This window comes from Arthrobacter sp. P1_B4, assembly GCF_056406555.1.
This window is the reverse complement of the sequence record NZ_JBFTZW010000015.1, coordinates 17,106-40,133: the sequence shown is the minus strand read 5'-3', so window position 1 is coordinate 40,133 and position 23,028 is coordinate 17,106. Positions and strand designations below refer to the sequence as shown.

General features: G+C 67.0%; 21 protein-coding genes and 1 tRNA gene. 15 read left to right on the top strand and 7 right to left on the bottom strand.

All coding sequences use genetic code 11. The features are described from left to right. The 5 genes from AC1D1W_RS08640 to AC1D1W_RS08620 are packed head-to-tail and all read right to left on the bottom strand — an operon-like array spanning position 1 to position 5,179. A complete protein-coding gene (locus tag AC1D1W_RS08640; RefSeq protein ID WP_476943438.1) occupies positions 1-975 on the bottom strand; it encodes a NifU family protein in 975 nt (324 codons plus the stop codon). A 6-nt stretch (positions 976-981) separates the two neighbouring features. Next, entirely contained in the window at positions 982-2,775 is a 1,794-nt protein-coding gene (locus AC1D1W_RS08635; RefSeq protein WP_079553867.1) for a nickel-dependent hydrogenase large subunit, read from the bottom strand. A 25-nt stretch (positions 2,776-2,800) separates the two neighbouring features. Further along, positions 2,801-3,859 (bottom strand): NADH-quinone oxidoreductase subunit B family protein, encoded by a 1,059-nt coding sequence (locus tag AC1D1W_RS08630; RefSeq protein ID WP_026538777.1) that lies wholly within the window; start codon positions 3,857-3,859, stop codon positions 2,801-2,803. A gap of 55 nt (positions 3,860-3,914) precedes the next feature. Next, positions 3,915-4,847, bottom strand: coding sequence for a hydrogenase nickel incorporation protein HypB (gene hypB / locus AC1D1W_RS08625; RefSeq protein ID WP_476943437.1), 933 nt, complete (start codon positions 4,845-4,847; stop codon positions 3,915-3,917). A gap of 2 nt (positions 4,848-4,849) precedes the next feature. Continuing rightward, complete coding sequence (locus AC1D1W_RS08620) at positions 4,850-5,179, bottom strand: hydrogenase maturation nickel metallochaperone HypA/HybF (RefSeq protein WP_476943436.1); 330 nt, start codon at positions 5,177-5,179, stop codon at positions 4,850-4,852. Positions 5,180-5,486: 307 nt separating this feature from the next. On the opposite strand from AC1D1W_RS08620, the gene AC1D1W_RS08615 reads away from it, so the two are divergent. From AC1D1W_RS08615 to AC1D1W_RS08575, 9 genes are all read left to right on the top strand, one after another. Next, a complete protein-coding gene (locus tag AC1D1W_RS08615; RefSeq protein WP_018772307.1) occupies positions 5,487-6,386 on the top strand; it encodes a ParA family protein in 900 nt (299 codons plus the stop codon). A 44-nt stretch (positions 6,387-6,430) separates the two neighbouring features. Beyond that, positions 6,431-7,309: a segregation and condensation protein A gene (locus AC1D1W_RS08610; protein ID WP_476943435.1), complete on the top strand. Its 879-nt coding sequence runs from the start codon at positions 6,431-6,433 to the stop codon at positions 7,307-7,309. Between the two features lie 86 nt (positions 7,310-7,395). Then, a complete protein-coding gene (gene scpB / locus AC1D1W_RS08605; protein WP_156945075.1) occupies positions 7,396-8,004 on the top strand; it encodes an SMC-Scp complex subunit ScpB in 609 nt (202 codons plus the stop codon). Between the two features lie 110 nt (positions 8,005-8,114). Next, positions 8,115-9,413 carry a pseudouridine synthase gene (locus AC1D1W_RS08600; protein ID WP_476943434.1) on the top strand — a complete coding sequence of 433 codons (1,299 nt, stop codon included), beginning with the start codon at positions 8,115-8,117 and terminating at the stop codon, positions 9,411-9,413. Positions 9,414-9,415: 2 nt separating this feature from the next. Further along, a complete protein-coding gene (locus AC1D1W_RS08595) occupies positions 9,416-10,525 on the top strand; it encodes a prephenate dehydrogenase (RefSeq protein WP_459384367.1) in 1,110 nt (369 codons plus the stop codon). Then, the gene (cmk, locus tag AC1D1W_RS08590; protein ID WP_028275911.1) at positions 10,525-11,268 is read left to right on the top strand and encodes a (d)CMP kinase; all 744 of its coding nucleotides are present in this window, start codon (positions 10,525-10,527) and stop codon (positions 11,266-11,268) included. Before AC1D1W_RS08595 ends, cmk begins: the two co-directional genes overlap by 1 nt. Before the next feature lie 73 nt (positions 11,269-11,341). Next, positions 11,342-12,022, top strand: a complete 681-nt coding sequence (locus AC1D1W_RS08585) for a lysophospholipid acyltransferase family protein (RefSeq protein WP_028275910.1) — start codon at positions 11,342-11,344, stop codon at positions 12,020-12,022. Continuing rightward, positions 12,019-13,569 carry a ribosome biogenesis GTPase Der gene (gene der / locus AC1D1W_RS08580; protein WP_028275909.1) on the top strand — a complete coding sequence of 517 codons (1,551 nt, stop codon included), beginning with the start codon at positions 12,019-12,021 and terminating at the stop codon, positions 13,567-13,569. Before AC1D1W_RS08585 ends, der begins: the two co-directional genes overlap by 4 nt. A 148-nt stretch (positions 13,570-13,717) precedes the next feature. Continuing rightward, positions 13,718-13,794: transfer RNA gene (locus AC1D1W_RS08575), tRNA-Pro, on the top strand. A gap of 101 nt (positions 13,795-13,895) precedes the next feature. On the opposite strand, the gene AC1D1W_RS08570 is transcribed toward AC1D1W_RS08575, so the two are convergent. Continuing rightward, entirely contained in the window at positions 13,896-14,765 is an 870-nt protein-coding gene (locus AC1D1W_RS08570; protein ID WP_243179545.1) for an Fpg/Nei family DNA glycosylase, read from the bottom strand. 195 nt (positions 14,766-14,960) lie between these two features. On the opposite strand from AC1D1W_RS08570, the gene gcvH reads away from it, so the two are divergent. The 5 genes from gcvH (at position 14,961) to AC1D1W_RS08545 (ending at position 18,175) form a co-directional block, all read left to right on the top strand. Continuing rightward, positions 14,961-15,347 (top strand): glycine cleavage system protein GcvH, encoded by a 387-nt coding sequence (gene gcvH, locus AC1D1W_RS08565; RefSeq protein WP_028275907.1) that lies wholly within the window; start codon positions 14,961-14,963, stop codon positions 15,345-15,347. 160 nt (positions 15,348-15,507) lie between these two features. Then, positions 15,508-15,984, top strand: coding sequence for an FHA domain-containing protein (locus AC1D1W_RS08560; protein WP_028275906.1), 477 nt, complete (start codon positions 15,508-15,510; stop codon positions 15,982-15,984). A 17-nt stretch (positions 15,985-16,001) separates the two neighbouring features. Beyond that, positions 16,002-16,724 (top strand): transcriptional regulator FtsR, encoded by a 723-nt coding sequence (gene ftsR / locus AC1D1W_RS08555; protein ID WP_028275905.1) that lies wholly within the window; start codon positions 16,002-16,004, stop codon positions 16,722-16,724. Beyond that, complete coding sequence (locus tag AC1D1W_RS08550; RefSeq protein ID WP_028275904.1) at positions 16,724-17,227, top strand: bifunctional nuclease family protein; 504 nt, start codon at positions 16,724-16,726, stop codon at positions 17,225-17,227. Before ftsR ends, AC1D1W_RS08550 begins: the two co-directional genes overlap by 1 nt. A gap of 351 nt (positions 17,228-17,578) precedes the next feature. Next, entirely contained in the window at positions 17,579-18,175 is a 597-nt protein-coding gene (locus AC1D1W_RS08545) for a MerR family transcriptional regulator (RefSeq protein WP_028275903.1), read from the top strand. A 118-nt stretch (positions 18,176-18,293) separates the two neighbouring features. Here AC1D1W_RS08545 and AC1D1W_RS08540 read toward each other — a convergent pair whose 3' ends face one another. Beyond that, a complete protein-coding gene (locus AC1D1W_RS08540) occupies positions 18,294-19,175 on the bottom strand; it encodes a ParA family protein (RefSeq protein ID WP_476943433.1) in 882 nt (293 codons plus the stop codon). Positions 19,176-19,492: 317 nt separating this feature from the next. Here AC1D1W_RS08540 and AC1D1W_RS08535 point away from each other — a divergent pair, with 317 nt between their 5' ends. Next, positions 19,493-22,888 carry a pyruvate carboxylase gene (locus AC1D1W_RS08535; RefSeq protein WP_243179543.1) on the top strand — a complete coding sequence of 1,132 codons (3,396 nt, stop codon included), beginning with the start codon at positions 19,493-19,495 and terminating at the stop codon, positions 22,886-22,888. Positions 22,889-23,028 lie beyond the last annotated feature (140 nt).

The following is a 23,028-nucleotide window of genomic DNA, read 5'->3' as shown; positions in this document are numbered from 1 at the left end:
TCACAGCGGGTCCGCGGTGGTGGGGACGGCCACGGAGGGAACCCCGTCGCGGAGCAGCAGCGGGAGGGGATCAAGATGCAGCGCCTTGTCCTCCAGACAGGCCCCGGCCTTCCGGACGTCGAAGTGGCTGCGGCAGTGCGGGCAGCGCAACAGCCCCCCGCCCACCGGGGCAGCCAGCGCCCGCTGCAGCGAGGCGCCCGGCATGGAGTGGGTGCACCGCGGGCACCGGTCCACAAACGCGTAGACGTCCGGGCCGATCCGGCACGTAAGTACCTCCACGCCCGCCACCAGGAAGCCGGCCACGGCTCCGGACTCCAGCTCAGCGAGGGCCGGGACCGCCCGCCACGTGCCTGAGGCCGGCGTGCCGGAGTCGGGGACCGCCCAGTCCGGCGCGGCACTGTGAGTGCCGCCGTCGGGCGGGCCGCCCAGCCCGTCCAGCCGCGAGCGCAGGGCGCCGACCGGGATGAGGGCAGGAACGGCGGCGGGAGCCGCCTCCTCCACTTCGATGCCGGTCACCTCGGGCGCCGCAGATTCGATCGCGTCCTCGACGGCGAGCTTGAGCGTCACCGACGACGACGGACAGCCCTGGCAGCTGCCCAGCAGCCTCAGCCGGACGACGCCTTCTTCGCTGATACCGAGCAGTTCCACATCCCCGCCGTGCGAGCCGAGGTAGGGCCGGACCGAGTCCAGGGCGCCGGCGACCCTGCCGGGCAGGTCCACGGGGTGCAGCCCGTGGATCAGGAGCAGGCCTGACACCAACGGGTCGGAGGTGAGGGCGGACACCGTTCCCGGGCCGAGCGCACCCTGCGAATCGAGCACGTGCAGGATCCGCTCCAGCCCGGCACCGTAAAGTTCCGTCACCTGCCGGACCAGTTCCTCCGCCCGGTCCCGGGCCACCGGACCGCCAGAGCCCAGTGCGTCCAGGAGGGAACTGATCCGTTCACCGGCCGAGCCCAACAGATTCTCCCGGTCCATGGCGGGCTACTCACCGGTGAGCGACTGTGTGGGGGAGTGCAGCAAGTCCAGCGTCTGCCCGTCGCCGAGATACATGTGGACGCCGCACGGCAGGCAGGGGTCGAAGCTGCGGACGGTGCGCATGATGTCGATGCCCTTGAAATGATCGCGGTCGTTCTCCTCGAAGATGGGCTGGCCCTGCACCGCGTCCTCATACGGGCCCGGTGTTCCCTCGGAGTCGCGCGGGCTGGCGTTCCAGGGCGTCGGCGGATAGGGATGGTAGTTGGCGATCTTGCCGTCGCGGATCACCATGTGGTGCGAGAGCACGCCGCGGACGGCTTCGGTGAAGCCGCAGCTGATGGCTTCCTCCGGCACCTCGAAGGACTCCCACGTCTTGGTGCGGCCGGCCCGGATTTCCTCGAGCGCCTTTTCGGCGAAGTGCAGGGCGGCGGCCGCCGCGTAGGCCTGGAAATAGGTCCGGGCGCGGTTCCGCTCCAGCGTGTTGCTCCACTGCGGGATCTTCCATTCCAGGGTCACCGGGCCCTTCAGCGCAGTCTTGGGGAGCTCGATCTGGACGCTGCTGCCCGTTGACTTGAGGTAGCCGGTGTCGACGAAGCCGGCAAGGGCGGTCGACCAGAGCCGGGCCAGCGGGCCGCCGCCGGTATCCAGCGCCAGGTTGCTTTCGCCGTCATTCCACCGCGGTGACATCACCCAGCTGTACTTGTCCTCGAGGTCGCGCTTCTGCGGCCGCGGGTTGGTGTGCTGGTTCCAGGGGTGCCGGCGGTCCACCGGGTTGCCCAGCGGATCGCGGGTGACGAACATTTCCTGGTCGCCCCAGTCCTCGTAGTAGGACGAGCCCAGCATGATCCGGATCCCCAGGTTGATGCGCACCAAGTCCGTGGTCACGAGTTTGCCGTCCACCACGACGCCGGGGGTGACGAACATCTTCCGGCCCCACTCCGTCATGTCCTTGTAGGCGAAATTGCAGAACTCCGGGTCCTGGAAGGACCCCCAGCAGCCCAGCAGGGTGCGCCGCAGCCCCACCTGCTCGTACCCGGGCAGGGCCGCATAGAAGAAGTCGAAGAGGTCATCGTGCATCGGCACGACCTTCTTCATGAACTCCACGTACCGCATGAGCCTGGTGATGTAGTCCGTCATCAGCTGGATCGTCGCCACGGTGCCCACGCCGCCGGGGTAAAGCGTGGAGGGATGGACATGCCGGCCCTCCATCAGGCAGAACATTTCCCGGGTCATTCGGCTCACTTGCAGCGCCTCGCGGTAGAACTCCCCGGTAAACGGGTTCAGCGAGCGCATGATGTCCGCGATGGTGCGGTAGCCGTGCTCAGCGGCGTGCGGGGCCGGCGTGTTCTCGGCTTTGGCCAGCACCGACGGGTTGGTTTCGGAGACCATCTTCTCGCAGTAGTCCACGCCGACCAGGTTCTCCTGGAAGATGTTGTGGTCGAACATGTACTCGGCGGCCTCGCCCAGGTTGACGATCCATTCGCCCAGGTGGGGCGGCTTCACGCCGTAGGCCATGTTCTGYGCGTAACAGGAACAGGTGGCGTGGTTGTCGCCACAGATTCCGCAGATCCGGCTCGTGATGAAGTGCGCATCCCGGGGGTCCTTGCCGCGCATGAAGATGGAATAGCCGCGGAAAATCGAGGACGTGCTGTGGCATTCCACCACTTGGTTGTTCTTGAAATCGACCTTGGTGTAGATGCCGAGGCTGCCGACGATCCTTGTGATCGGGTCCCAGGCCATCTCCACCAGGTTCTCGCCCGCGGTACCGTCCGCCGGGGGCATCGGAATCGTCGAAGTCATTGCATTGCCTCTCTGCCTAGCGTCCCTACCAGGTCCGCTTGGCGCCGGTCAGCAGATCATTACCGGGTTTGCGCCAGCGGGGTTCCTGGTCCAGCGTGTGCTTCGTGATGTTCCGCAGTGTCCTGATGGTCTTGCCGTACGGCATGACCGACGCGGTCGACAGCTTGCCGCCGGGAGGTTCGTCCATGAACGGCATGAATTTGTCCGGGAAGCCCGGCATTGTGCAGCCGATGCAGATGCCGCCTACGTTGGGGCAGCCGCCGATTCCGTTCATCCAGCCGCGTTTGGGCACGTTGCACTTGACCACCGGTCCCCAGCAGCCGAGCTTGACGATGCACTTCGGGGACCCGTATTCGGTGGCGAAGTCGCCCTGTTCGTAGTACCCGGCGCGGTCGCATCCCTCGTGCACCGTCTGGCCAAACAGCCAGGTCGGCCGGAGCGCCTCATCCAGGGGAATCATGGGGGCCTGTCCGGTGGCCTGATACAGCAGGTACGTCATGGTTTCGGAAAGGTTGTCCGGCTGGATGGGGCAGCCCGGGACGCACACGATCGGGATCCCGGCTTTGGAGCGCCAGTCATACCCGAGATAGTCGGGCACCCCCATGGCGCCGGTGGGGTTTCCGGCCATGGCATGGATGCCGCCGTAGGTCGCACAGGTGCCGGCGGCGATGATCGCCGTCGCCTTGGGCGCCAGCCGGTCCAGCCACTCGCTGGTGGTGATCGGCTGTCCGGTGTCGAGGTTGTTGCCGAAGGCCGCCCAGTAGCCGCCCGCGGCGTGCAGCTTTTCATTCGGGATGGACCCCTCCACCACCAGCACAAACGGCTCCAGCTCGCCGCGGTCCGCCTTGCGGAACCACTCGAGGAAGTCGTCGGCGCCTTGCTGCGGGCCGCATTCGAAGTCGATCAGCGGCCAGTGCATGGCAATCTTGGGTAGTCCGGGAAGCGCCCCAAGGGCTATCTCCTCGACGCTTGGCTGGGTTGCCGCCGTCAGGGCCACGGAGTCACCGTCGCAACTGAGTCCGGCATTGATCCACAGGACGTGGATCAAGGTTTCTTCCGCTTTCAATGCAGTAGCTGTAGGCATCGTTGCCTCCTTCGGAGCCCGCCCTGTGGCCGCGGCTCGAATGTTGCGTCAACGGTCAAACGCGTAGTCCGCCAGAGCGCGGCGCACTCCCGGCGGCAGCCGCCGCCGGGTGGGGATTCTTCCGGATCCACTCCAGCCAGCCGTCCATGCCGTCGCCGGTGGTAGCTGACAGGGTCAGGACGTCGACGCCGGGATTGAGCAGGCGCGCCTGGCGCACGCAACGTTCGACGTCGAACTCCACATAGGGGAGCAGGTCTGCTTTGTTGATGATCACCAGGTCGGCAGCCAGGAACATGTGGGGGTATTTCTGCGGTTTGTCATCGCCCTCCGTAACTGAGATCACGACGACCCGGGCCGATTCGCCGAGGTCAAACAATGCCGGGCACACCAGGTTGCCCACGTTTTCGATGAAGAGTGTCGATCCGGGGACCGGATCCAGCGCGCCCAGCGCCCGCTGCAGCATCCCGGCATCCAGGTGGCAGCCCGCCCCGGTGTTGATTTGGATCACCGGCCGCCCGGTGGAGCGGATCCGGTCGGCGTCCAGCGAGGTCTCCTGGTCCCCTTCGATCACACCAATGACCAGCTCACCGGCAAGTTCCCTGATGGTCCGGACCAGGAGCGTGGTCTTGCCCGCCCCTGGGGAACTCATGACATTGAAGGCCTGGATGCCGCGTCCTTCCAGCCAACCCCGGTTCCGTGCGGCCAGGAGGTCGTTCTTGGCGAGCAGGTTCTCCTCCAGGGAGATGAGGGTCCGTCCCTCCGCCGCGGGGCTGTGCCCGGCGTCGGCTGTCCCGGGGGATTGGGGACGCGGATGGCCGTGATCGTGCTCGTGATCGTGGGGATGGCCGTGATCGTGCGGATGCTCGTGCGGATGCGGGTGCGGATGTTCGTGCGGGGCCGCAGCAGGGGGCAAGATGTCGTGCACAGTGCCGTCGAGGTCCGAAACCCTGGTGCCGGCGTCGTCGCCGCATCCGCACGTCGCACACATGTCTACGCAACCTCCACCGAGGTGACCAGGAGCTCCCGGCCACTGACGACTTCGACATCGGCACTGCCGCAGGGGCAGAGCAGAAACATGTCCTCAAGGACGAACTCGTCGCGGCAGCTGCGGCATCTGGCCCGGCCCTCGGATTCATCGATCGTCAGGGTTGCCCCGGCCAGCGGCGTGTCAGCTGAAACGACTTCGAAGCAAAAGCGCATGGCGTCCGGGAGGACGCCGCTCAAGGGTCCGATCCGCAGGTTGACGCCCGTCACGGAGCGTCCACCGGTCCGGTCCAGGACCGCCTCCACAAGACTTTGCGTGATCGAAAGTTCGTGCATGAGCCGCTGCCACCTCGTCGTTTCAATGTAGGCCTGCGGGGTACAAACTTCAATATCTCCGGGGTCGCCGGAGCGCCCTTGGCGTCCCCCGGGCGTGCCTGCCGGCACGCCCGGGCCGCCGTGACAGCCCGGTAGCAACCTTCGACTTCAACCCGAACGTCAAGGCACAGCCTCCGGCGCAGTGTCAAGGTCCGGCGAATACCGTGTCGGGCGCTGTAACCTTGGGAGGAACGCGCTGGGCTCCGGGAGCCCGGAAGCGGCAAAATGAAGCACGACAATCACCGTCATCGAAAGTGTGGATAGATACGTGAGCAGCGAACAGGGTTCAGCAACTCTGGAAGGCACCGAACTCGATCTGGAAGACGCCGTCATGGGCCCCACCGGGCGGCCCCAACGCGACTTTCCGGAGCCCGCGCCGCTGTCCTCCCACGGTCCTGCGCGGGTCATCGCCATGGTGAACCAGAAGGGCGGGGTCGGCAAAACCACGTCCACGATCAACCTCGCCGCAGCCCTGGCCGAATACGGCCGCCGCGTGCTCCTGGTCGACTTCGATCCGCAGGGCGCCCTGTCCGCCGGCCTGGGCACCAACCCGCACGAGCTCGACCTCACCGTGTACAACGTGCTGATGGACCGCAAGGTGGACATCCGCGACGCCATCCAGAAGACCGGCGTGGAAAACGTAGATCTGCTCCCGGCCAACATCGACCTCTCCGCCGCCGAGGTACAGCTGGTCAACGAAGTGGCCCGCGAACAGGTGCTGGACCGGGCCCTGAAAAAGGTCGAGGACGACTACGACGTCGTCCTGATCGATTGCCAGCCCTCGCTCGGCCTGCTCACCGTCAACGCGCTGACCGCCGCCCATGGCGTCATCATCCCGCTGATCTGTGAATTCTTTGCCCTGCGCGCCGTGGCGTTGCTCGTGGAAACCATCGACAAGGTCCAGGACCGCCTCAACCCGCGCCTGCAGGTCGACGGCGTGCTCGCCACGATGTACGACGCCCGGACCCTGCACGGCCGCGAGGTGATTGCCCGCCTGGTGGAGGCCTTTGGCGACAAGGTCTTCGAAACCGTCATCAAGCGCTCGATCAAATTTGCCGACGCCACGGTCGCGGCCGAGCCCATCACTACCTACGCGGGCAACCACGTCGGTGCCGACGCCTACCGCCGCCTGGCCAAAGAGCTGATCTCGCGCGGCGGCGCGCCCTAGCCAGGGTCGTGGCAGGCGCCTTTTCTCCGCCAGCGAATCTCGACATGCCTGCGGAGCTCGACACGCGCGCGGAATCCGCGCGGGCCGCGGGGCCGGAGGGCCCAGCAGAACCGCGCGTCAAAAAGCCCGGATTCGAAGTGCGGCTGGCCAACTTCACCGGCCCGTTCGACCTCCTGCTCGGCCTGATCTCCAAGCACCAGCTGGACATCACCGAGGTGGCGCTGTCCACGGTCACTGACGAATTCATCAAGTACATCAGGGGCCTGCAGCAGCTGGGGGAGGAGTGGGCCCTGGATGAGGCCAGCGAATTCCTGGTGATTGCGGCCACCCTCCTGGACCTCAAAGCGGCCCGGCTGCTGCCCGCGGGCGAGGTTGAGGACGATGAGGACATTGCCCTGCTGGAGGCCCGGGACCTCCTGTTCGCCCGGCTGCTGCAGTACAAGGCCTTCAAGCAGGTGGCCGGCATGATCGGCTCCACGCTCGAGCTTGAGGCCCGGCGCTATCCCCGGCAGGTTGCCCTTGAGGGGCACTTCGCTGCCCTGCTTCCGGAACTGCTGTGGCGGCACACCCCTGCCCAGTTCGCCTCCCTGGCCGAGGCGGCCCTCAAACCCAAGGAGGCAGCCCCCACCGAAGTAGGCCTCGCGCACCTGCACGGCGCGCCCGTCAGCGTCAAGGACCAGGCCGAGCTGCTGGGGAACCGGCTGCGGCTGGGCACGCCACTGAGCTTCCGGGCCCTGATCGCCGACGCCGAATCCACGCTGGTGGTGGTGGCGCGGTTCCTGGCGTTGCTGGAGCTGTTCCGCGACCGGGCAGTGGGCTTTGACCAGCTGCTGCCGCTGGGGGAACTGACGGTGCACTGGACGGCCGATACCCAGGGGTGGAGCAGCGAAAACCTGAGTGAAGAATACGAGGACCAACCGTGAACGAACGACTCCCTGACGCTGCCCGCGAGGCCGGGCCGGACGCCGGGCCGGACGCTGCCCGCGAGGCCGGGCCGGACGTCGCGAGCCTGCCAGGGGGCGCCCGCGCGGCCCTCGAAGCGGTCCTGATGGTGATCGACGAACCGGCCACGGCCCAGGCCCTGGCAGCCGGACTGAACCTGACGGTCGACGTCGTCGAGACCCTGCTGGCTGAACTGCAGCGGGAGTATAACGGTTATACTGTTAATGCCCCGGATGTGGACGATGCCAGTTTGAACGGCTTCAGCGCCACCGCCCGGGGTTTTGAATTGCGGAATATCGCCGGAGGCTGGCGGATCTATTCCCGCGCTGAATTCGCCGAGATCGTCGGCGAATTCGTGCTGGAAGGCCAGACAGCCAGGCTGACGCAGGCGGCGCTCGAAACGCTCGCCGTCATCGCTTACCGCCAGCCCGTATCTAGGGCGCGGGTGTCTGCAATTCGAGGAGTCAACGTTGACTCTGTCGTGCGGACGCTGACGCAGCGGGGGCTGATCGAGGACTCGGGAACCGATCCCGAATCCGGAGCAATCCTGTACCGCACGACGTCGTATTTCCTGGAGCGAATGGGAATCGGCTCGGTGGCGGAATTGCCACAGCTTTCGCCCCACCTTCCGGGGCTTGAAGGCATCGAAGAGTTTTACGACGCTGGAAGAATGTAGGCAGGAACAACTGCCTGCGCACGAGTATCCACTAGGGCAGAATCATTTTGCCCAGTCGGCGGGTGTTGTCGGGAGACAGCGGCCGACGGCCAACAAACGAAGGACGGGTCATGACACAGGCGGGACGCCAGGGTTCACCACGTAACAGTTCGGGACGTAACAGTGCCGGACAAAGCAGTGCCGGACAAAGCAGAGGTCAGGGCTCGGGCCGCGGCGCACAGGGCGGTTCGGGCCGCAGCGGCGGAGCCGACTACAAGGGCGGCGCAGGCCGCAGCTCCCAAGGCGGCGCCGGCCGCAGCGGCGGAGCCGGCTACAAGGGCGGCGGAGACCGCCCCTTCAAGCACCCCAAGCCTCGCGAAGAGGCCTTTATCGATCCGGACCTGCAGGGTCCCGACGGGGCGCCGTCGACTGCCCGCCCGGCTTCCGCTGACTGGAAGTCGAAAGCGCCCTCCGGCAAGGAGGCAGCCCGCAAGGCAGCCGCCCGCAAGCCCGGCTTCGGCAAGGCTCCCGGCACTCCCGGCGCCCTCAAGCCCAAGCCGCGCGTCGGAGCCGGAGCGGCCAAGGCCACCGGTTTCCGCGCCTTCGGCAGTGAACGCTTCGGCCAGAACCTCGGGCCCGTGCGCAAGCCGGCCCGCAAGCGCGGACCCCGCGCCGAGGTGCCGCAGTCTGAGCTGCACGACGCCGACGGCACCCGCCTCCAGAAGGTCATGGCTTCCGCCGGCGTCGCCTCACGGCGGGTCTGCGAGGAAATGATCGCCGAGGGCCGCGTCGAGGTCGACGGCCAGGTGGTCACCGAACTCGGCGTGCGCGTCGACCCGAAGACGGCAGTGATCCACGTCGACGGACTGCGCATCCAGCTGGACGAGAACATGGTCTACATGGTCTTCAACAAGCCCAAGGGCGTTGTCTCCACCATGGAGGACCCGGACGGCCGCCCGTGCATCAGCGACTTTGTCCGCAACCACCACGGCGAACGCCTCTTCCACGTGGGTCGGCTTGACGTCGCCACCGAAGGGCTGCTGCTGCTGACCAACGACGGCGAGCTCGCCAACCGCCTGACGCACCCGTCCTATGAAGTGCCCAAGACCTACCTCGTGCAGGTCCGCGGGCCCTTCCCACAGGGCGTGGGCGCCGAACTCAAGGGCGGCGTCGAACTCGAGGACGGCATCGCCTCGGTGGACTCCTTCAAGCTCGTCGACTCGACCCCCGGCCACGTGCTGATCGAGGTCGTGCTGCACTCGGGCAAGAACCGGATCGTCCGGCGCATGTTCGACGCCGTCGGCTTCCCCGTGCTGCGCCTGGTGCGCGTCAAGGTCGGCCCCATCGGGCTCGGCGACCAGCGCCAGGGCAGCATCCGCAACCTCGGCAAGCAGGAAGTCGGCCACCTGCTGGCCTCCGTGGGGCTGTAAGCATGTCCGCCTTCCGCACGCACGGCCGCGGCCACCTGAACGGCCCGGTGCTCGTCCTGGGCTCCGGGCTTCTGGGCACCAGCATCGGGCTGGGGCTGCGGGGGCGGGGCGTTCCCGTGTTCCTCTCGGATCCCTCGCCGACCAACCAGGCCGTCGCCGTCGACATCGGCGCCGGCCTGCCGCTGGCGCGCCTCGAGGGGGAGGCTCCGGAGCTCGTCGTCGTGGCCGCGCCGCCGGATGTCACGGCGGACGTCGTGGCCAAGGCGCTCCAGGACTACCCGCACGCCGTCGTGGTGGACATCGCGAGCGTGAAGGCGCAGATCCTGGCCGATCTCCGCAGCCGCGGCGCGGACCTGGGCCGCTACGTGGGGACCCACCCCATGGCCGGGCGCGAGAAATCGGGCCCGGTCGCGGCCCGGGGCGAGCTGTTCACCTCCATGCCGTGGGTCGTGTGCCCGGCGGAGGAGACACTGCCGGAGTCTCTGCGGGTGGCGCGTGCGCTGGCCGGCGATCTCGGCGCCGTCGTGTCCGAATTCGCTGCCGACGAGCACGATGCAGCCGTGGCGCTCGTCTCACACCTGCCGCAGGTGATGTCCTCGCTCGTGGCCAGCCGCCTGCAGGGCACGCCCCTGCACGCCCTGTCCCTGGCCGGCAACGGGCTGCGCGATGTCACCCGGATCGCCGCAAGCGATCCCACGCTCTGGGTCCAGATCCTGGGCGCGAACGCGGAAAAAGTGGTGGAAATCCTGCACGGAGTCCGCGAGGACCTCAACCGGCTGATCGGCACCCTGGAGGCACCGGCCGCTCCCGGCGCCCGGCTGGACCTTGCCCAGCTGATCAGCGAAGGCAATGCCGGCCAGTCCCGGATCCCGGGCAAGCACGGCGGACCCCCGCAGGCATACTCGTGGCTGACGGTGCTGGTGGATGACACACCCGGGCAGATCGCCAAGCTGCTGACCGAGATTGGCGAGATCGGCGTCAACGTCGAAGACCTCCGCCTCGACCACTCTTCGGGGCAGAATGTGGGCATGGTGGAAATTTCCGTCCTGCCCAACAAGCACGACCTTTTGATAGCAGCCCTCAACGACCGTGGATGGCGGGTACTCCAGTAATGACCCAGGAACTCATCGAGACAGTGGACGTAGTCCGCCCCGGAAAAAGCCTTGTGGTTGCCATCGACGGCCCCTCCGGCTCCGGCAAATCCAGCGTGAGTAAAGAGGTGGCCCGCCGGCTGAAACTGGCCTACCTCGACACCGGCGCGATGTACCGCGCCCTGACGTGGTTCTGCCTGCAGAGCGGCACGGACCTGGACGACGGGGCCGCCGTCGAGACCGCCGCAGAGACCCTGCCGCTGGAAATCAGCACGAGCCCGCAGGAAGAGTACGTCCGCGTCGGCGGGCACGATGTCACTCTCGCCATCCGTGAACCCGCCATTTCCGCGGCAGTCAGCGCCGTCGCCACCACGCTGGGCGCGCGGACTGAACTGATCCGCCGGCAGCGCGAGCTGATCGAAAAGCACCACCGCCGCATGGTGGTCGAGGGCCGGGACATCACCACCGTCGTCGCGCCCCATGCCGAGGTGCGGATGTTGCTGACCGCCAGCGAGGAAGCCCGGCTGCGCCGCCGCGGCATCCAGTTGGGCGGCAGCCAGAATGCCGAGCAGCTGGCAGCCCAGGTCACGCACCGCGATGCCAAGGACTCCACCGTAGTGAACTTCACCACGGCCGCCGACGGCGTCGTGACCCTGGACTCCTCCGACCTGGACTTTGACGAGACGGTCCAGGCCGCACTCGACATCGTGGACACCGTGGTCAACCATTCTCCTGTTCCGCTCCGGGCCGTCCACGGTGACTGAGGGGCGCGCCGGACTGCCGGGGACAGCGCCCGCCGCCCTGCCCGGCCAGTGGACGACGGCGTGGAGCCGGCCCGTGGGATGGCTCCTGGACCACCTCGTCTACCGCACCTCGGTCAGCGGACGCTCCAACGTCCCGGCGGCCGGTCCCGTGATTTTCGCGGGAAACCACATCAGCTTCCTGGATGGGCCCGTCATGTTCGGAGCCTCGCCCCGGCCCATGCACATCCTCGTCAAGCAGGAGATGTTCACCGGGTTCCTCGGCCGCGTCCTGGCGGCGTCGGGCCAGTTGCCCGTCGACCGCCGTGGTGGCCGTGCGGCGCTGGCCACGGCCCGGAGCCTGCTCGACGCCGGACGGTGCGTCGGGATTCTTCCCGAAGGCACGCGGGGGAGCGGTGAGGCCGCCGCGATCAACAACGGCGTCGCCTGGCTGGCGCTTAACTCCCGCGCCACCGTGGTTCCCGTGGCCATCCTGGGCACAAGAATCGGCGGCGAACACCTGGATACGGTGCCCGCACCGCGCCGGCGCCTGCATGTCAGCTTCGGCGGGGCCATCAACGTCAGCCGCAGGCCGGGCGAGAGCGGGCGTGTTTCAATGGACAGGGCGGGAACCGAAATCCGGGCCGCATTAGCGCGCCATGTCCAGGACTCAGTACTAAGAACCGGGCAGCCCCTGCCCCACGCGGAATCACCGCATGAACGTCATGAAGCAGTAGCCGGGACGCCGGCAGATCACCACCTAAGGAAAGTGCAATGAGCGATACGACTCAAACCTCCGGCAATTTTGGCGCCGGCGAAGACGAATACACGCCCACCGGCACCGACCAGGTGGCTGAAAACCTTGCCGCCCTGGACGATGACGAAGCGGAACTCCGCGCGGCCTCGCTGCGTGCCGGGCTGGACGACTACGAGCTCGACGAAGACGACGCCGCCCTCCTGAGCGGCCACTTCGACGATGAGGACTTTGACGGCCCGGTCAAGCTGGACCCGGTCCTGGCCATCATCGGACGGCCCAACGTGGGCAAATCCACCCTGGTCAACAGGATCCTGGGCCGCCGCGAGGCAGTGGTCGAGGATACCCCCGGCGTCACCCGCGACCGTGTCATGTACTCGGCAAACTGGAACGGCCGCAACTTCACCGTGGTGGACACCGGCGGGTGGGAGCACGATGCCCGTGGCATCCACGCCCGTGTGGCGGAGCAGGCCGAGATGGCCGTGGAACTTGCCGACGCCGTCCTGTTCGTCGTCGACTCCGCCGTGGGTGCGACCGCGACCGACGAAGGCGTCATGAAGATGCTGCGCAAGTCGAAGAAGCCGGTCATCATGGTGGCCAACAAGGTGGACGACTTCGCCCAGGAAGCCGACTCGGCCACCCTCTGGGGCCTGGGCTTCGGCGAACCGTACCCCGTCTCGGCCCTGCACGGCCGCGGCGTGGCGGACCTCCTGGACCACGTCATGGACACCCTCCCGGAGTACTCCCTGATTGAAGGCCTCGAGCGCTCCGGCGGCCCCCGCCGCATCGCCCTGATCGGCCGCCCGAACGTCGGCAAGTCCTCGCTGCTGAACAAGCTCGCCGGTTCCGAGCGTGTGGTGGTGGACAACACCGCCGGCACCACCCGCGACCCGGTCGATGAATTCATCGAACTCGGCGGACGCACGTGGCGCTTCGTGGACACCGCCGGCATCCGGCGCCGCCAGCACATGGCCCAAGGCGCGGACTTCTACGCCTCCCTGCGCACGCAGAGCGCGCTCGAAAAGGCCGAGGTCGCCGTCGTGCTCCTGGCCGTGGACGAGGTGCTCAGCGAGCAGGACGTCCGCATCCTGCAGCTCGCCGTTGAATCCGGCCGCGCCCTGGTGCTGGCCTTCAACAAATGGGACCTCCTCGACGACGAGCGCCGCCGCTACCTGGAACGCGAAATCGAGCAGGACCTGGCACACGTGGCCTGGGCGCCGCGCGTGAACATCTCGGCTAAAACCGGCTGGCACAAGGACCGGCTCGTCCCGGCCCTGGACACCGCCCTGGAAAGCTGGGACAAGCGCATCCCCACTGGACGCCTCAACGCGTTCCTGGGCGAACTTGTCGCAGCGCACCCGCACCCGGTCCGCGGCGGCAAGCAGCCCCGCATCCTGTTCGGCACCCAGGCCTCGAGCCGGCCGCCGAAGTTCGTGCTCTTCACCACCGGATTCCTGGATCCGGGATACCGCCGCTTCATCACCCGACGCCTCCGGGAGACCTTCGGCTTCGAGGGCACGCCCATCGAGGTCAACATGCGCGTGCGCGAAAAGCGTGGCAAGAAACGTTAATTCCGACACACCTTGCCGTGACAGCCTGAAATTGTCACAGGCACCCTCCCGGATCGTGTAAGCTTTTGGAGGTGGTTCGGCCGGACTGCTTGGAAGAAAACCTGGAGCGAATCCGGGAGGACTTCCGAGCGGAGAACGGTGGAACCAGCGGGCTGTAGCGCAGCTTGGTAGCGCACTTGACTGGGGGTCAAGGGGTCGCAGGTTCAAATCCTGTCAGCCCGACCAACAGCTGAAACCCCGCCATTCCTGATGAAGGAATGGCGGGGTTTTCTGTTTCCCGGACACATCCGCTCCGCGGTGTTCCCCGGAAGGTCCGCGGTGATCCGCTATTTCAAAAAGCGCGACGTCCGGCGGTCGGCCAGGATCTTTCCTTTCGTCTGGCACGTCGGGCAGTACTGCAGGGCGGAATCGGCAAAGGAAACCTCCCGGACTGTGTCCCCGCACACCGGACACGGTTCGCCGGTCCGGCCATGGACCCGCATGTGGCTCCGCTTGGTGTCCTTGAGCTCGTTGGGCGGCTTGCCCTTGGCCTCCGCCACCGCTGTTCCCAGAATGGTGTGGATGGCGTCGTAGAGGCGCTGCACGTCCGTCCGGTCCAGCGACTTGGCGATCGCGAACGGCGAAGTCCTGGCGGCGTGCAGGATCTCGTCACTGTAGGCATTCCCAATGCCCGCGATGATGCCCTGGCTCCTCAGGACGCCCTTGATCTGCTGGGAACTGGAGCCGAGAATCCCGGCCAGTGCATCGACGTCGAAGTCCGGACTGAACGGATCCGGTCCGAGCGCCGCGATGCCGGGCACGTCGTGCGGATCACGGACCACATAGACCGCCAGGCTCTTTTTCGTGCCCGCCTCCGTCAGATCCATGCCCACCGGGCCGGAATCGCCCGAGAACGTCAGCCGCAGCGCGATGTGGCCCTTCCCCATTTTCAGCTGGGCGTCGGTAGGGGAGTCCGTGAAGCGGACCCAGCCGGCCCGGGCGAGGTGGAAGACAAAATGCAGCCCGTCCGCTTCCACACTGACAAACTTGCCGAACCTTTGCACGCCGCTGACGGCCTTGCCCTGGAGATCGGAGTAGGGAGGGTCTGCCGTCTTGAGCACGGCGAAGGAGACCGGCTGGATTTTCCGCACCATTGCTCCGCGCAGGTGCTCGTCCAGAAAGTCCGTCAGGGCCGCAACTTCAGGAAGCTCAGGCATGGCCTAGACCTGGCGTGTCCGGACGGTCCCGGCGCCCCGGTTGTGCACATTCCCGCCCTTCAGCGGAGCATGTTCTGCCATGGCACCATCTTCGCAGATCCCTCCCCGGCCCCTGCCCGATATGCCTATACTTTCAGCGGCGGCTAGAACAAACGACTGCCGCCGCCAGGTGATTGACCCGATGAAAGGCCCGTCATGAGCATCATTCCCGAAGACCTGTCCTACACCGCAGAACACGAATGGGTTTCGGCCCCCAACGCCGACGGGGTTGTGCGCGTGGGCATTACTGATTTTGCCCAGGACGCCCTCGGGGATGTCGTCTACGCCCAGATGCCCGAGGTCGGGACCACCATCAAGGCCAACGACGTCGTCGGAGAGGTCGAATCCACCAAGAGCGTCAGCGACATTTACGCCCCGGTGACGGGCGAGGTGGTCGCCAGGAACGAGTCGCTGGACACCGATTCCGCCCTGATCAACTCCGATCCGTACGGTGAAGGCTGGCTGATCGAAATCAGGCTCGCGGAAGCCGACGCGGTCGAGTCCTTGCTCAGTGCATCCGAGTATGAACAGCAGGTAGGCTAAAGACAGAGGTCATTCGGGCCGGGGCCGCCGGCGAGTGTTGTTGGGATAGCAAAACAAAGCCGCGCCCCGCCGAAGGGCCTCATTACCGGGACTGCAAGGCTTTTCCGGACGGCATGCGTTGTTTGCAGGGGGGACACCTGCAACGAATGAGGAGGACTCAATGTTTGGGCACGAACGGAACGACACCGGTGACGGTTACGGCACGGGTGGAGTGAAGGCTTCGGAGACCACGTCGATCAACCTCACTCCGGTGCGCGACGAACCCAATTTCACGCCGAAGCTTTCGACTGAGGAACGGGCAGCGGTTGAGGCCCTTCCCTTCGGATCGGCCCTGCTCGTGGCGCACAGCGGCCCCAACGCCGGTGCGCGGTTCCTGCTGGACTCCGACGTCACCACGGCGGGCCGCCACCCGGACGCCGACATCTTCCTCGACGACGTCACTGTCTCGCGCAGGCACGTTGAATTCCGCCGCACTGCGCGCAGCTTCGAGGTTGTGGACACCGGGAGCCTGAATGGCACCTACGTCAACCACGACCGCGTGGACTCGGTGGAACTGAAGTCCGGCAACGAGGTCCAGATCGGCAAATTCCGCCTCACCTTCTACCTCAGCCCTGCCCGCGCAGCAGGCAACGTCTGATTCCGGGGTAGTTGCCTGTGGCCACGGCACATGCGGATCGGCGCGGACCCCAGGTTCTGAACATCGGGGAAGTCCTGGCTCAACTGAGCGACGACTTCCCCAGCATGACTGCGTCAAAAATCCGGTTCCTTGAAGAAAAGGGACTCATCAACCCGCAGCGGACACCTGCCGGCTACCGTCAGTACTCCGAGAACGACGTCGAACGGCTGCGCTTCGTCCTCTCACTCCAGCGTGACCAGTACCTGCCGCTGAAGGTCATCAAGGACTACCTTGATGCGATCGACCGGGGCGAACGGCCGGAGAACCTGCCGGCAGGCGTCACGCTGTCCCCGCGGATCGTCTCCGAGGAGCTCGCCTCCGAGCTGCACAGCCGGGCACGCAGGCTCAGCGAGGAGCAGCTGCGCGCCGAATCCGGGGCGAGCGTCCCGCTGCTGGAATCGCTCCTGAGCTACGGCCTGATCGGGCACGTCAACGGCAAATTCGACGAACACGCGCTGCAAGTCGCGCGGGCCTGCGTCCAGCTTGAGAGCCATGGCCTGGAACCCCGCCACCTGCGGCCCTTCCAGGCCGCTGCCGACCGCGAATTCGGGCTCGTGGAGCGTGCTGTGGCCACCCTGACCTCCCGCAAGGACGCAGCCTCCCACGCCCGGGCCGCCGAGGCGGCCCGGGAAATCAGCGACCTCTGCCTGTCCTTGCACCAGGCGCTGGTCCACGACCGCATCTCAAGGATGGACATCTGATGATTGAGGTGGAGATTGTCGGCGTGCGGATCGAGTTGCCGTCCAACCAGCCGCTTGTCCTGCTCAAGGAAATCCATGGTGAGCGCCACGTGCCCATCTGGATCGGGACCCCGGAGGCCAGCGCCATCGCCTTGGCCCAGCAGGGGGTCATCCCGCCCCGGCCGATGACCCACGACCTCCTGGTGGACGTTGTCGAGGCCCTGGGCCACACGATCGTCAGCGTCAACATCGTGGCGGTGGAGGACAACATCTTCTACGGGCAGCTGCAGTTCGAGAACGGCACCACCGTGAGCTCCCGGGCCTCCGATGGGTTGGCCGTTGCCCTGCGCGCCAAGTGCCGGATCTGGTGCGCCGACGCCGTCATGGACGAGGCCGGCGTCCGGATCACCGAACACGACGAGGGCGAGGACACGCACCCCGGACCCGCCGTGGACGAGGAAGGCGAACTGCGGCGCTTCCGCGAGTTCCTCGACGACGTCGAACCCGAAGACTTCGGCGGCTGAGCCGGCCCAGGCAACAGGCGCCAGGGAACCTGCCGGGGTTGCCTGCGTGCCTGTGACTGCTGGTGTTTCTGATACGTGCGTGACAGCTGTGGCGGCACTGAACGTTAAAGTCAAGGATGAAACTTTCGACACGCCCCTGGAATAGCCCCAACGTCTTTGACCTTGGGCCCCGGCAGGCCTAACGTCGGAGGTACAAGTTCCCATTGCATACGGTAGCCGCGCAAGTCACACTGGAAGGTGCAGCCCGGCTGAATTACACGGATGGAGTATTCATCCGGTGTCATGCAGCTGTTCACATCTATTGCTGCCGATGCAACAAACCCAGGGGAACCCACGACAAGGAGGGTCCACGTGAGTCCGAAAGGCGAAGCAGGCGAGCTGAAGCAGGCCTCAACGGCCGGCGTTGCTGTGCCCGCCAGCGGTGCCCAGGGCCTGCTGTTCACCGAGGATCTCCCCGTTCTGGACGAGGACGCGGGCTACCGCGGACCCACCGCCTGCAAGGCGGCCGGCATTACCTACCGCCAACTCGATTATTGGGCGCGCACCGGACTCGTTGAGCCCGCCGTCCGCGGCGCGGCCGGCTCCGGCTCGCAGCGGCTCTACGGCTTCCGCGACATTCTGGTTCTCAAGGTGGTCAAACGGCTCCTGGACACGGGCGTCTCCCTGCAACAGATCCGCACCGCCGTGGAACACCTGCGTGAGCGCGGCGTCGAGGACCTCGCCCAAATCACGCTCATGAGCGACGGCGCCAGCGTCTACGAGTGCACATCGGCAGATGAAGTCATCGATCTCGTCCAGGGCGGCCAGGGGGTGTTCGGCATCGCCGTCGGCCGCGTATGGCGCGAAGTTGAAGGAAGCCTCGCAGCCCTTCCCAGCGAACACGCCGCGGACCAGTCCTTTCCCGACGACGAGCTGAGCAAGCGCCGGGCGGCCCGCAAGATCGGCTAGCGCCCACAGCTGCAGACATGACTGAGCACAGAAACGACTGAGCACAGAAACGACTGAGGCCGCCTCCCGGACAGGGAAGGCGGCCTCATTCTGTTGCGCTGTGTACGGCAGCCCGGGGCTACCGTAGGCTGCGGTCGCGGACAGCGCCGGCCGGGGCCACGCTGCCCTGGTTCAGCAGGTTCTGCAGCAGGGCATCGAAGAGCCCGGCCGCATTCTTGGCCGAGTCGCCGGGCCAGTGGTGGATGGAGTGGGCCGCGCCCTGGATCTGCTGCCAGTTGGCCTGCTCCGGGATATGCGGGCTCAACAGCAGCTGGCCGAACATGGATTCCATCTCCGAGAGCCGGAACGTGTGCTCGGCCGAACTGCTGCGCACCCGGTTGGCCACGATGCCCGCGGGGGACAGCTTGGGGGCGAATTCCTGCCGGAACAACTGGATGGCGCGCATGGTGCGTTCTGTGCCGGCCACCGAGAAAAGCCCGGGCTCGGCCACCAGGGTCACCTTGTCGCTTGCGGACCACGCCATCCGGGTCAGGCCGTTCAGTGACGGGGGACAGTCGACCAGGACGAGTTCGTAGTTCGTGGCGCCGGCCAGGACCGTGGAAAGCCGGCGAAGGTCGCGGCGGCCCAGGTCGGGGCGGTCGTAGATGCCGGTATAGGCGGAGCCGACGGCCACGTCCAGGACGGAGGTCGCCGCGCCGGACTGGATCCTGCCGTTCGCACTGCCGTTGGCGTTGCCGCGGCCGTTGATCCGGGCGTGATCCACCCAGCCGCTGGGGACCACGTTGTCCGCCAGATGTGCCCGCCGCGGCGACCTCAGCATCCTGCCGATATCGAGCTGATCGTCCGGACTCACGCCCAGGGCCGTGCTGGCGTCAGCATGCGGATCAAGGTCGACGACGAGGGTGGGGATGCCGGCGGCCAATGCCGCCGACGCCAGTCCGGTGGTCACGGATGTCTTGCCGACACCGCCTTTGAGGCTGCTGATGCTCACTACTTGCACTTGAAAAACCAATACCTAACGCCGGTTGCCGAGACGGGGTCGTGCCGGCTCCTGCGTTCTTCGGAGCCGGGGCGTGCATGCGCCACCCACCCACTCATCATATGTTGATGCTCCGGCGAAACCCGTTTCATCCGGCGTGGGGCGCCAGAACCTCGCCAATCGGACGGACGGGGAAAGCTCTAAGGCCAAGGCCCTGCCCATCGCGGCGTCCGTGACGGATAATGCTGTGACAGTCGCCACAATGATTTGTGTTTGCCCGCACAGGTCCTAGACACTGTGAGCACTTACCGATACGCCCGCGATGAAGCAGGAGAAGTATGTTTTCTAAGATTCTGGTGGCCAACCGCGGCGAAATCGCGATTCGCGCCTTCCGCGCGAGCTACGAGCTGGGTGCCAAGACTGTCGCTGTGTTTCCCCATGAGGACCGCAACTCCATTCACCGCCAGAAGGCCGATGAGGCGTATCTGATCGGCGAGGAGGGGCACCCGGTCCGGGCCTACCTGGACGTTGATGAGGTGGTGCGCGTCGCCAAGGAGTCCGGGGCGGACGCCATTTACCCCGGTTACGGTTTCCTCTCCGAGAACCCGCGCCTGGCGCGGGCCGCGAAGGAGGCCGGCATCACCTTCGTCGGGCCGCCGGCAGAGGTCCTGGAACTCGCCGGTAATAAGGTTGCCGCCCTCGAGGCCGCGCGCAAGGCCGGCGTCCCGGTCCTCAAGTCCAGCCAGCCGTCGAAGGACCTGGACGAACTGATCGCCGCCGCGGATGAAATCGGCTTCCCCATCTTCGCCAAGGCCGTCGCCGGCGGCGGCGGGCGCGGCATGCGCCGCGTGGACACCCGCGAGGCGCTCCCGGAGGCCCTGCAGGCCGCCATGCGCGAAGCCGACGCCGCGTTCGGCGACCCCACCATGTTCCTGGAGCAGGCCGTCCTGCGCCCGCGCCACATCGAGGTCCAGATCCTGGCTGACGCGGAGGGCAACGTGATGCACCTCTTCGAGCGTGACTGTTCCATCCAGCGCCGCCACCAGAAGGTCATCGAGATCGCCCCGGCACCGAACCTCGACGAAGGCATCCGGCAGGCGCTGTACCGCGACGCCGTGAAGTTCGCGAAGGCGCTGAACTACGTCAACGCCGGCACCGTCGAATTCCTCGTCGACACCGTGGGCGAGCGGGCCGGCCAGCACGTCTTCATCGAAATGAACCCGCGGATCCAGGTCGAGCACACGGTCACCGAGGAAGTCACCGACGTCGACCTCGTCCAGGCGCAGCTGCGCATCGCCGCCGGTGAGAGCCTCGCGGACCTGGGCCTGTCCCAGGAGAGCGTCCAGCTCAAGGGTGCCGCCCTGCAGTGCCGCATCACCACGGAGGACCCGGCCAACGGCTTCCGGCCCGACGTCGGCAAGATCACCGGCTACCGCTCGGCCGGCGGCGCCGGCGTCCGGCTCGACGGCGGCACCGTCTACTCGGGCGCGGAGATCAGCCCGCACTTCGACTCCATGCTGGTCAAGCTGACCTGCCGCGGACGCAACTACCCGGCCGCCGTCGCCCGGGCCCGCCGCGCCCTCGCCGAGTTCCGCATCCGCGGCGTGTCCACCAATATCTCCTTCCTGCAGGCTGTCCTGGACGATCCCGACTTCGTCGCCGGGGATGTGGCCACCTCGTTCATTGACGAACGGCCCCAGCTGCTGAAGGCACGGGTCTCGGCCGACCGCGGCACCAAGTTGCTGACCTGGCTTGCCGACGTCACGGTCAACAAGCCCAACGGCGAACTCAAGGTCCACACGGACCCGGCGGACAAGCTTCCGGCCCTGGATGACGCCGCGGCCCGGCCAGGGTCCCGCCAGCGTCTCCAGGAACTCGGCCCGGAAGGGTTTGCCCGTGCCTTGCGGGCGCAGGACGCCGTGGCCGTCACAGACACCACGTTCCGCGACGCGCACCAGTCCCTGCTCGCCACCCGGGTGCGCACCCGGGACCTCGTGGCGGCCGGTCCCGCAGAATCCAAGCTGCTCCCCGAGCTGCTCTCGGTCGAGGCCTGGGGCGGGGCGACCTACGACGTCGCCCTGCGCTTCCTCGGCGAAGACCCCTGGGACCGGCTTGCCGCCCTGCGCAAGGCCATGCCGAACCTGTGCCTGCAGATGCTGCTCCGCGGCCGCAACACCGTCGGCTACACGCCCTACCCGGAAGAGGTCACGGTGGCGTTCGTCAACGAGGCCGCCGCCACGGGCATCGACATTTTCCGGATCTTCGACGCCCTCAACGACGTCAACCAGATGGCTCCGGCCATCCGGGCCGTCCGCGAGACCGGTACCGCCGTCGCCGAGGTTGCCCTCTGCTACACCGCGGACATGCTGGACCCGGAGGAAACGCTCTACACCCTGGATTACTACCTGGAGCTGGCGCAGAAAATCGTCGACGCCGGGGCGCACATTTTGGCGATCAAGGACATGGCCGGACTGCTGCGTCCGGCTGCCGCGGCGCGCCTGGTCTCGGCGCTGCGGGAGCGGTTCGACCTCCCCGTCCACCTGCACACCCACGACACCGCCGGCGGCCAGCTGGCCACGCTCCTCGCGGCCGTGGATGCCGGCGTGGACGCCGTGGACGTGGCCTCGGCCTCACTGGCGGGAACCACCAGCCAGCCCTCGGCCTCGGCCCTCGTCGCCGCGCTGGCCCACACGGCGCGCGATACCGGCCTCAGCCTGGCGAACGTCTGCGCCCTCGAGCCTTACTGGGAAGCCGTCCGCCGGGTCTACGCGCCGTTCGAGTCCGGACTGCCGGGCCCCACAGGCCGGGTCTACCAGCACGAAATTCCGGGCGGCCAGCTCTCCAACCTGCGCCAGCAGGCAATGGCGCTGGGCCTGGGCGAGCGTTTCGAGGCGATCGAGGACATGTACACCGCGGCGGACCGGATCCTCGGCCGCCTGGTCAAGGTGACCCCGTCGTCCAAGGTGGTGGGCGACCTCGCCCTGCACCTGGTGGGCCTCAACGCCGACCCGGAAGACTTCAACGAGAACCCGCAAAAGTACGACGTCCCGGATTCCGTGATCGGCTTCCTCTCCGGCGAGCTCGGTGACCCGCCCGGAGGCTGGCCCGAGCCCTTCCGGACCAAAGCGCTGCAGGGCCGCACCGTCAAGGTCCGCGACGTCGAGATCAGCGCCGAGGACAGCGCCGCGCTCAACGGCGATTCCAAGACCCGGCGGGGCACGCTCAACCGCCTGCTCTTCGCCGGTCCCACCAAGGACTACCAGAAGAGCGTGGAATCCTACGGCAACCTTTCCGTGCTGGACACGCGGGACTACCTCTTCGGGCTGCAGCGCGGCGCGGAGCACGAGATCGAGCTCGAGAAGGGCGTCCGCCTGATCGCCTCGCTCGAGGCCGTCTCCGAGCCGGACGAGAAGGGCATGCGCACGGTCATGTGCACGCTCAACGGCCAGTCCCGGCCCGTGGTGGTCCGCGACCGTTCAGTGGTGAGCAACGTCAAGGCCGCCGAACGCGCCGACACCTCCCAGCCCGGCCAGGTCGCCTCGCCGTTCGCCGGTGCCGTCACGCTGACCGTCAAGGCCGGGGATACCGTCAAGGCCGGCGATACGGTGGCCACGATCGAGGCCATGAAGATGGAGGCGTCCATCACGACGCCGGTGGCCGGCACCGTCGCGCGGCTCGCCGTCGCCGGGATCGAACAGGTCCAGGGCGGGGATCTGCTGCTCGTCGTCGAATAGCGGCAGCGCGGCAACACCGCACCCATCAAAAACACAAGGGTCCTTCCGGCTTCCGCCGGAAGGACCCTTCTGTTTCTGCCGAGCACTGCCTCCCAAACGAAAGCAACGCGGGGCCAGATACGGCCCATCAGGGGGCGCCG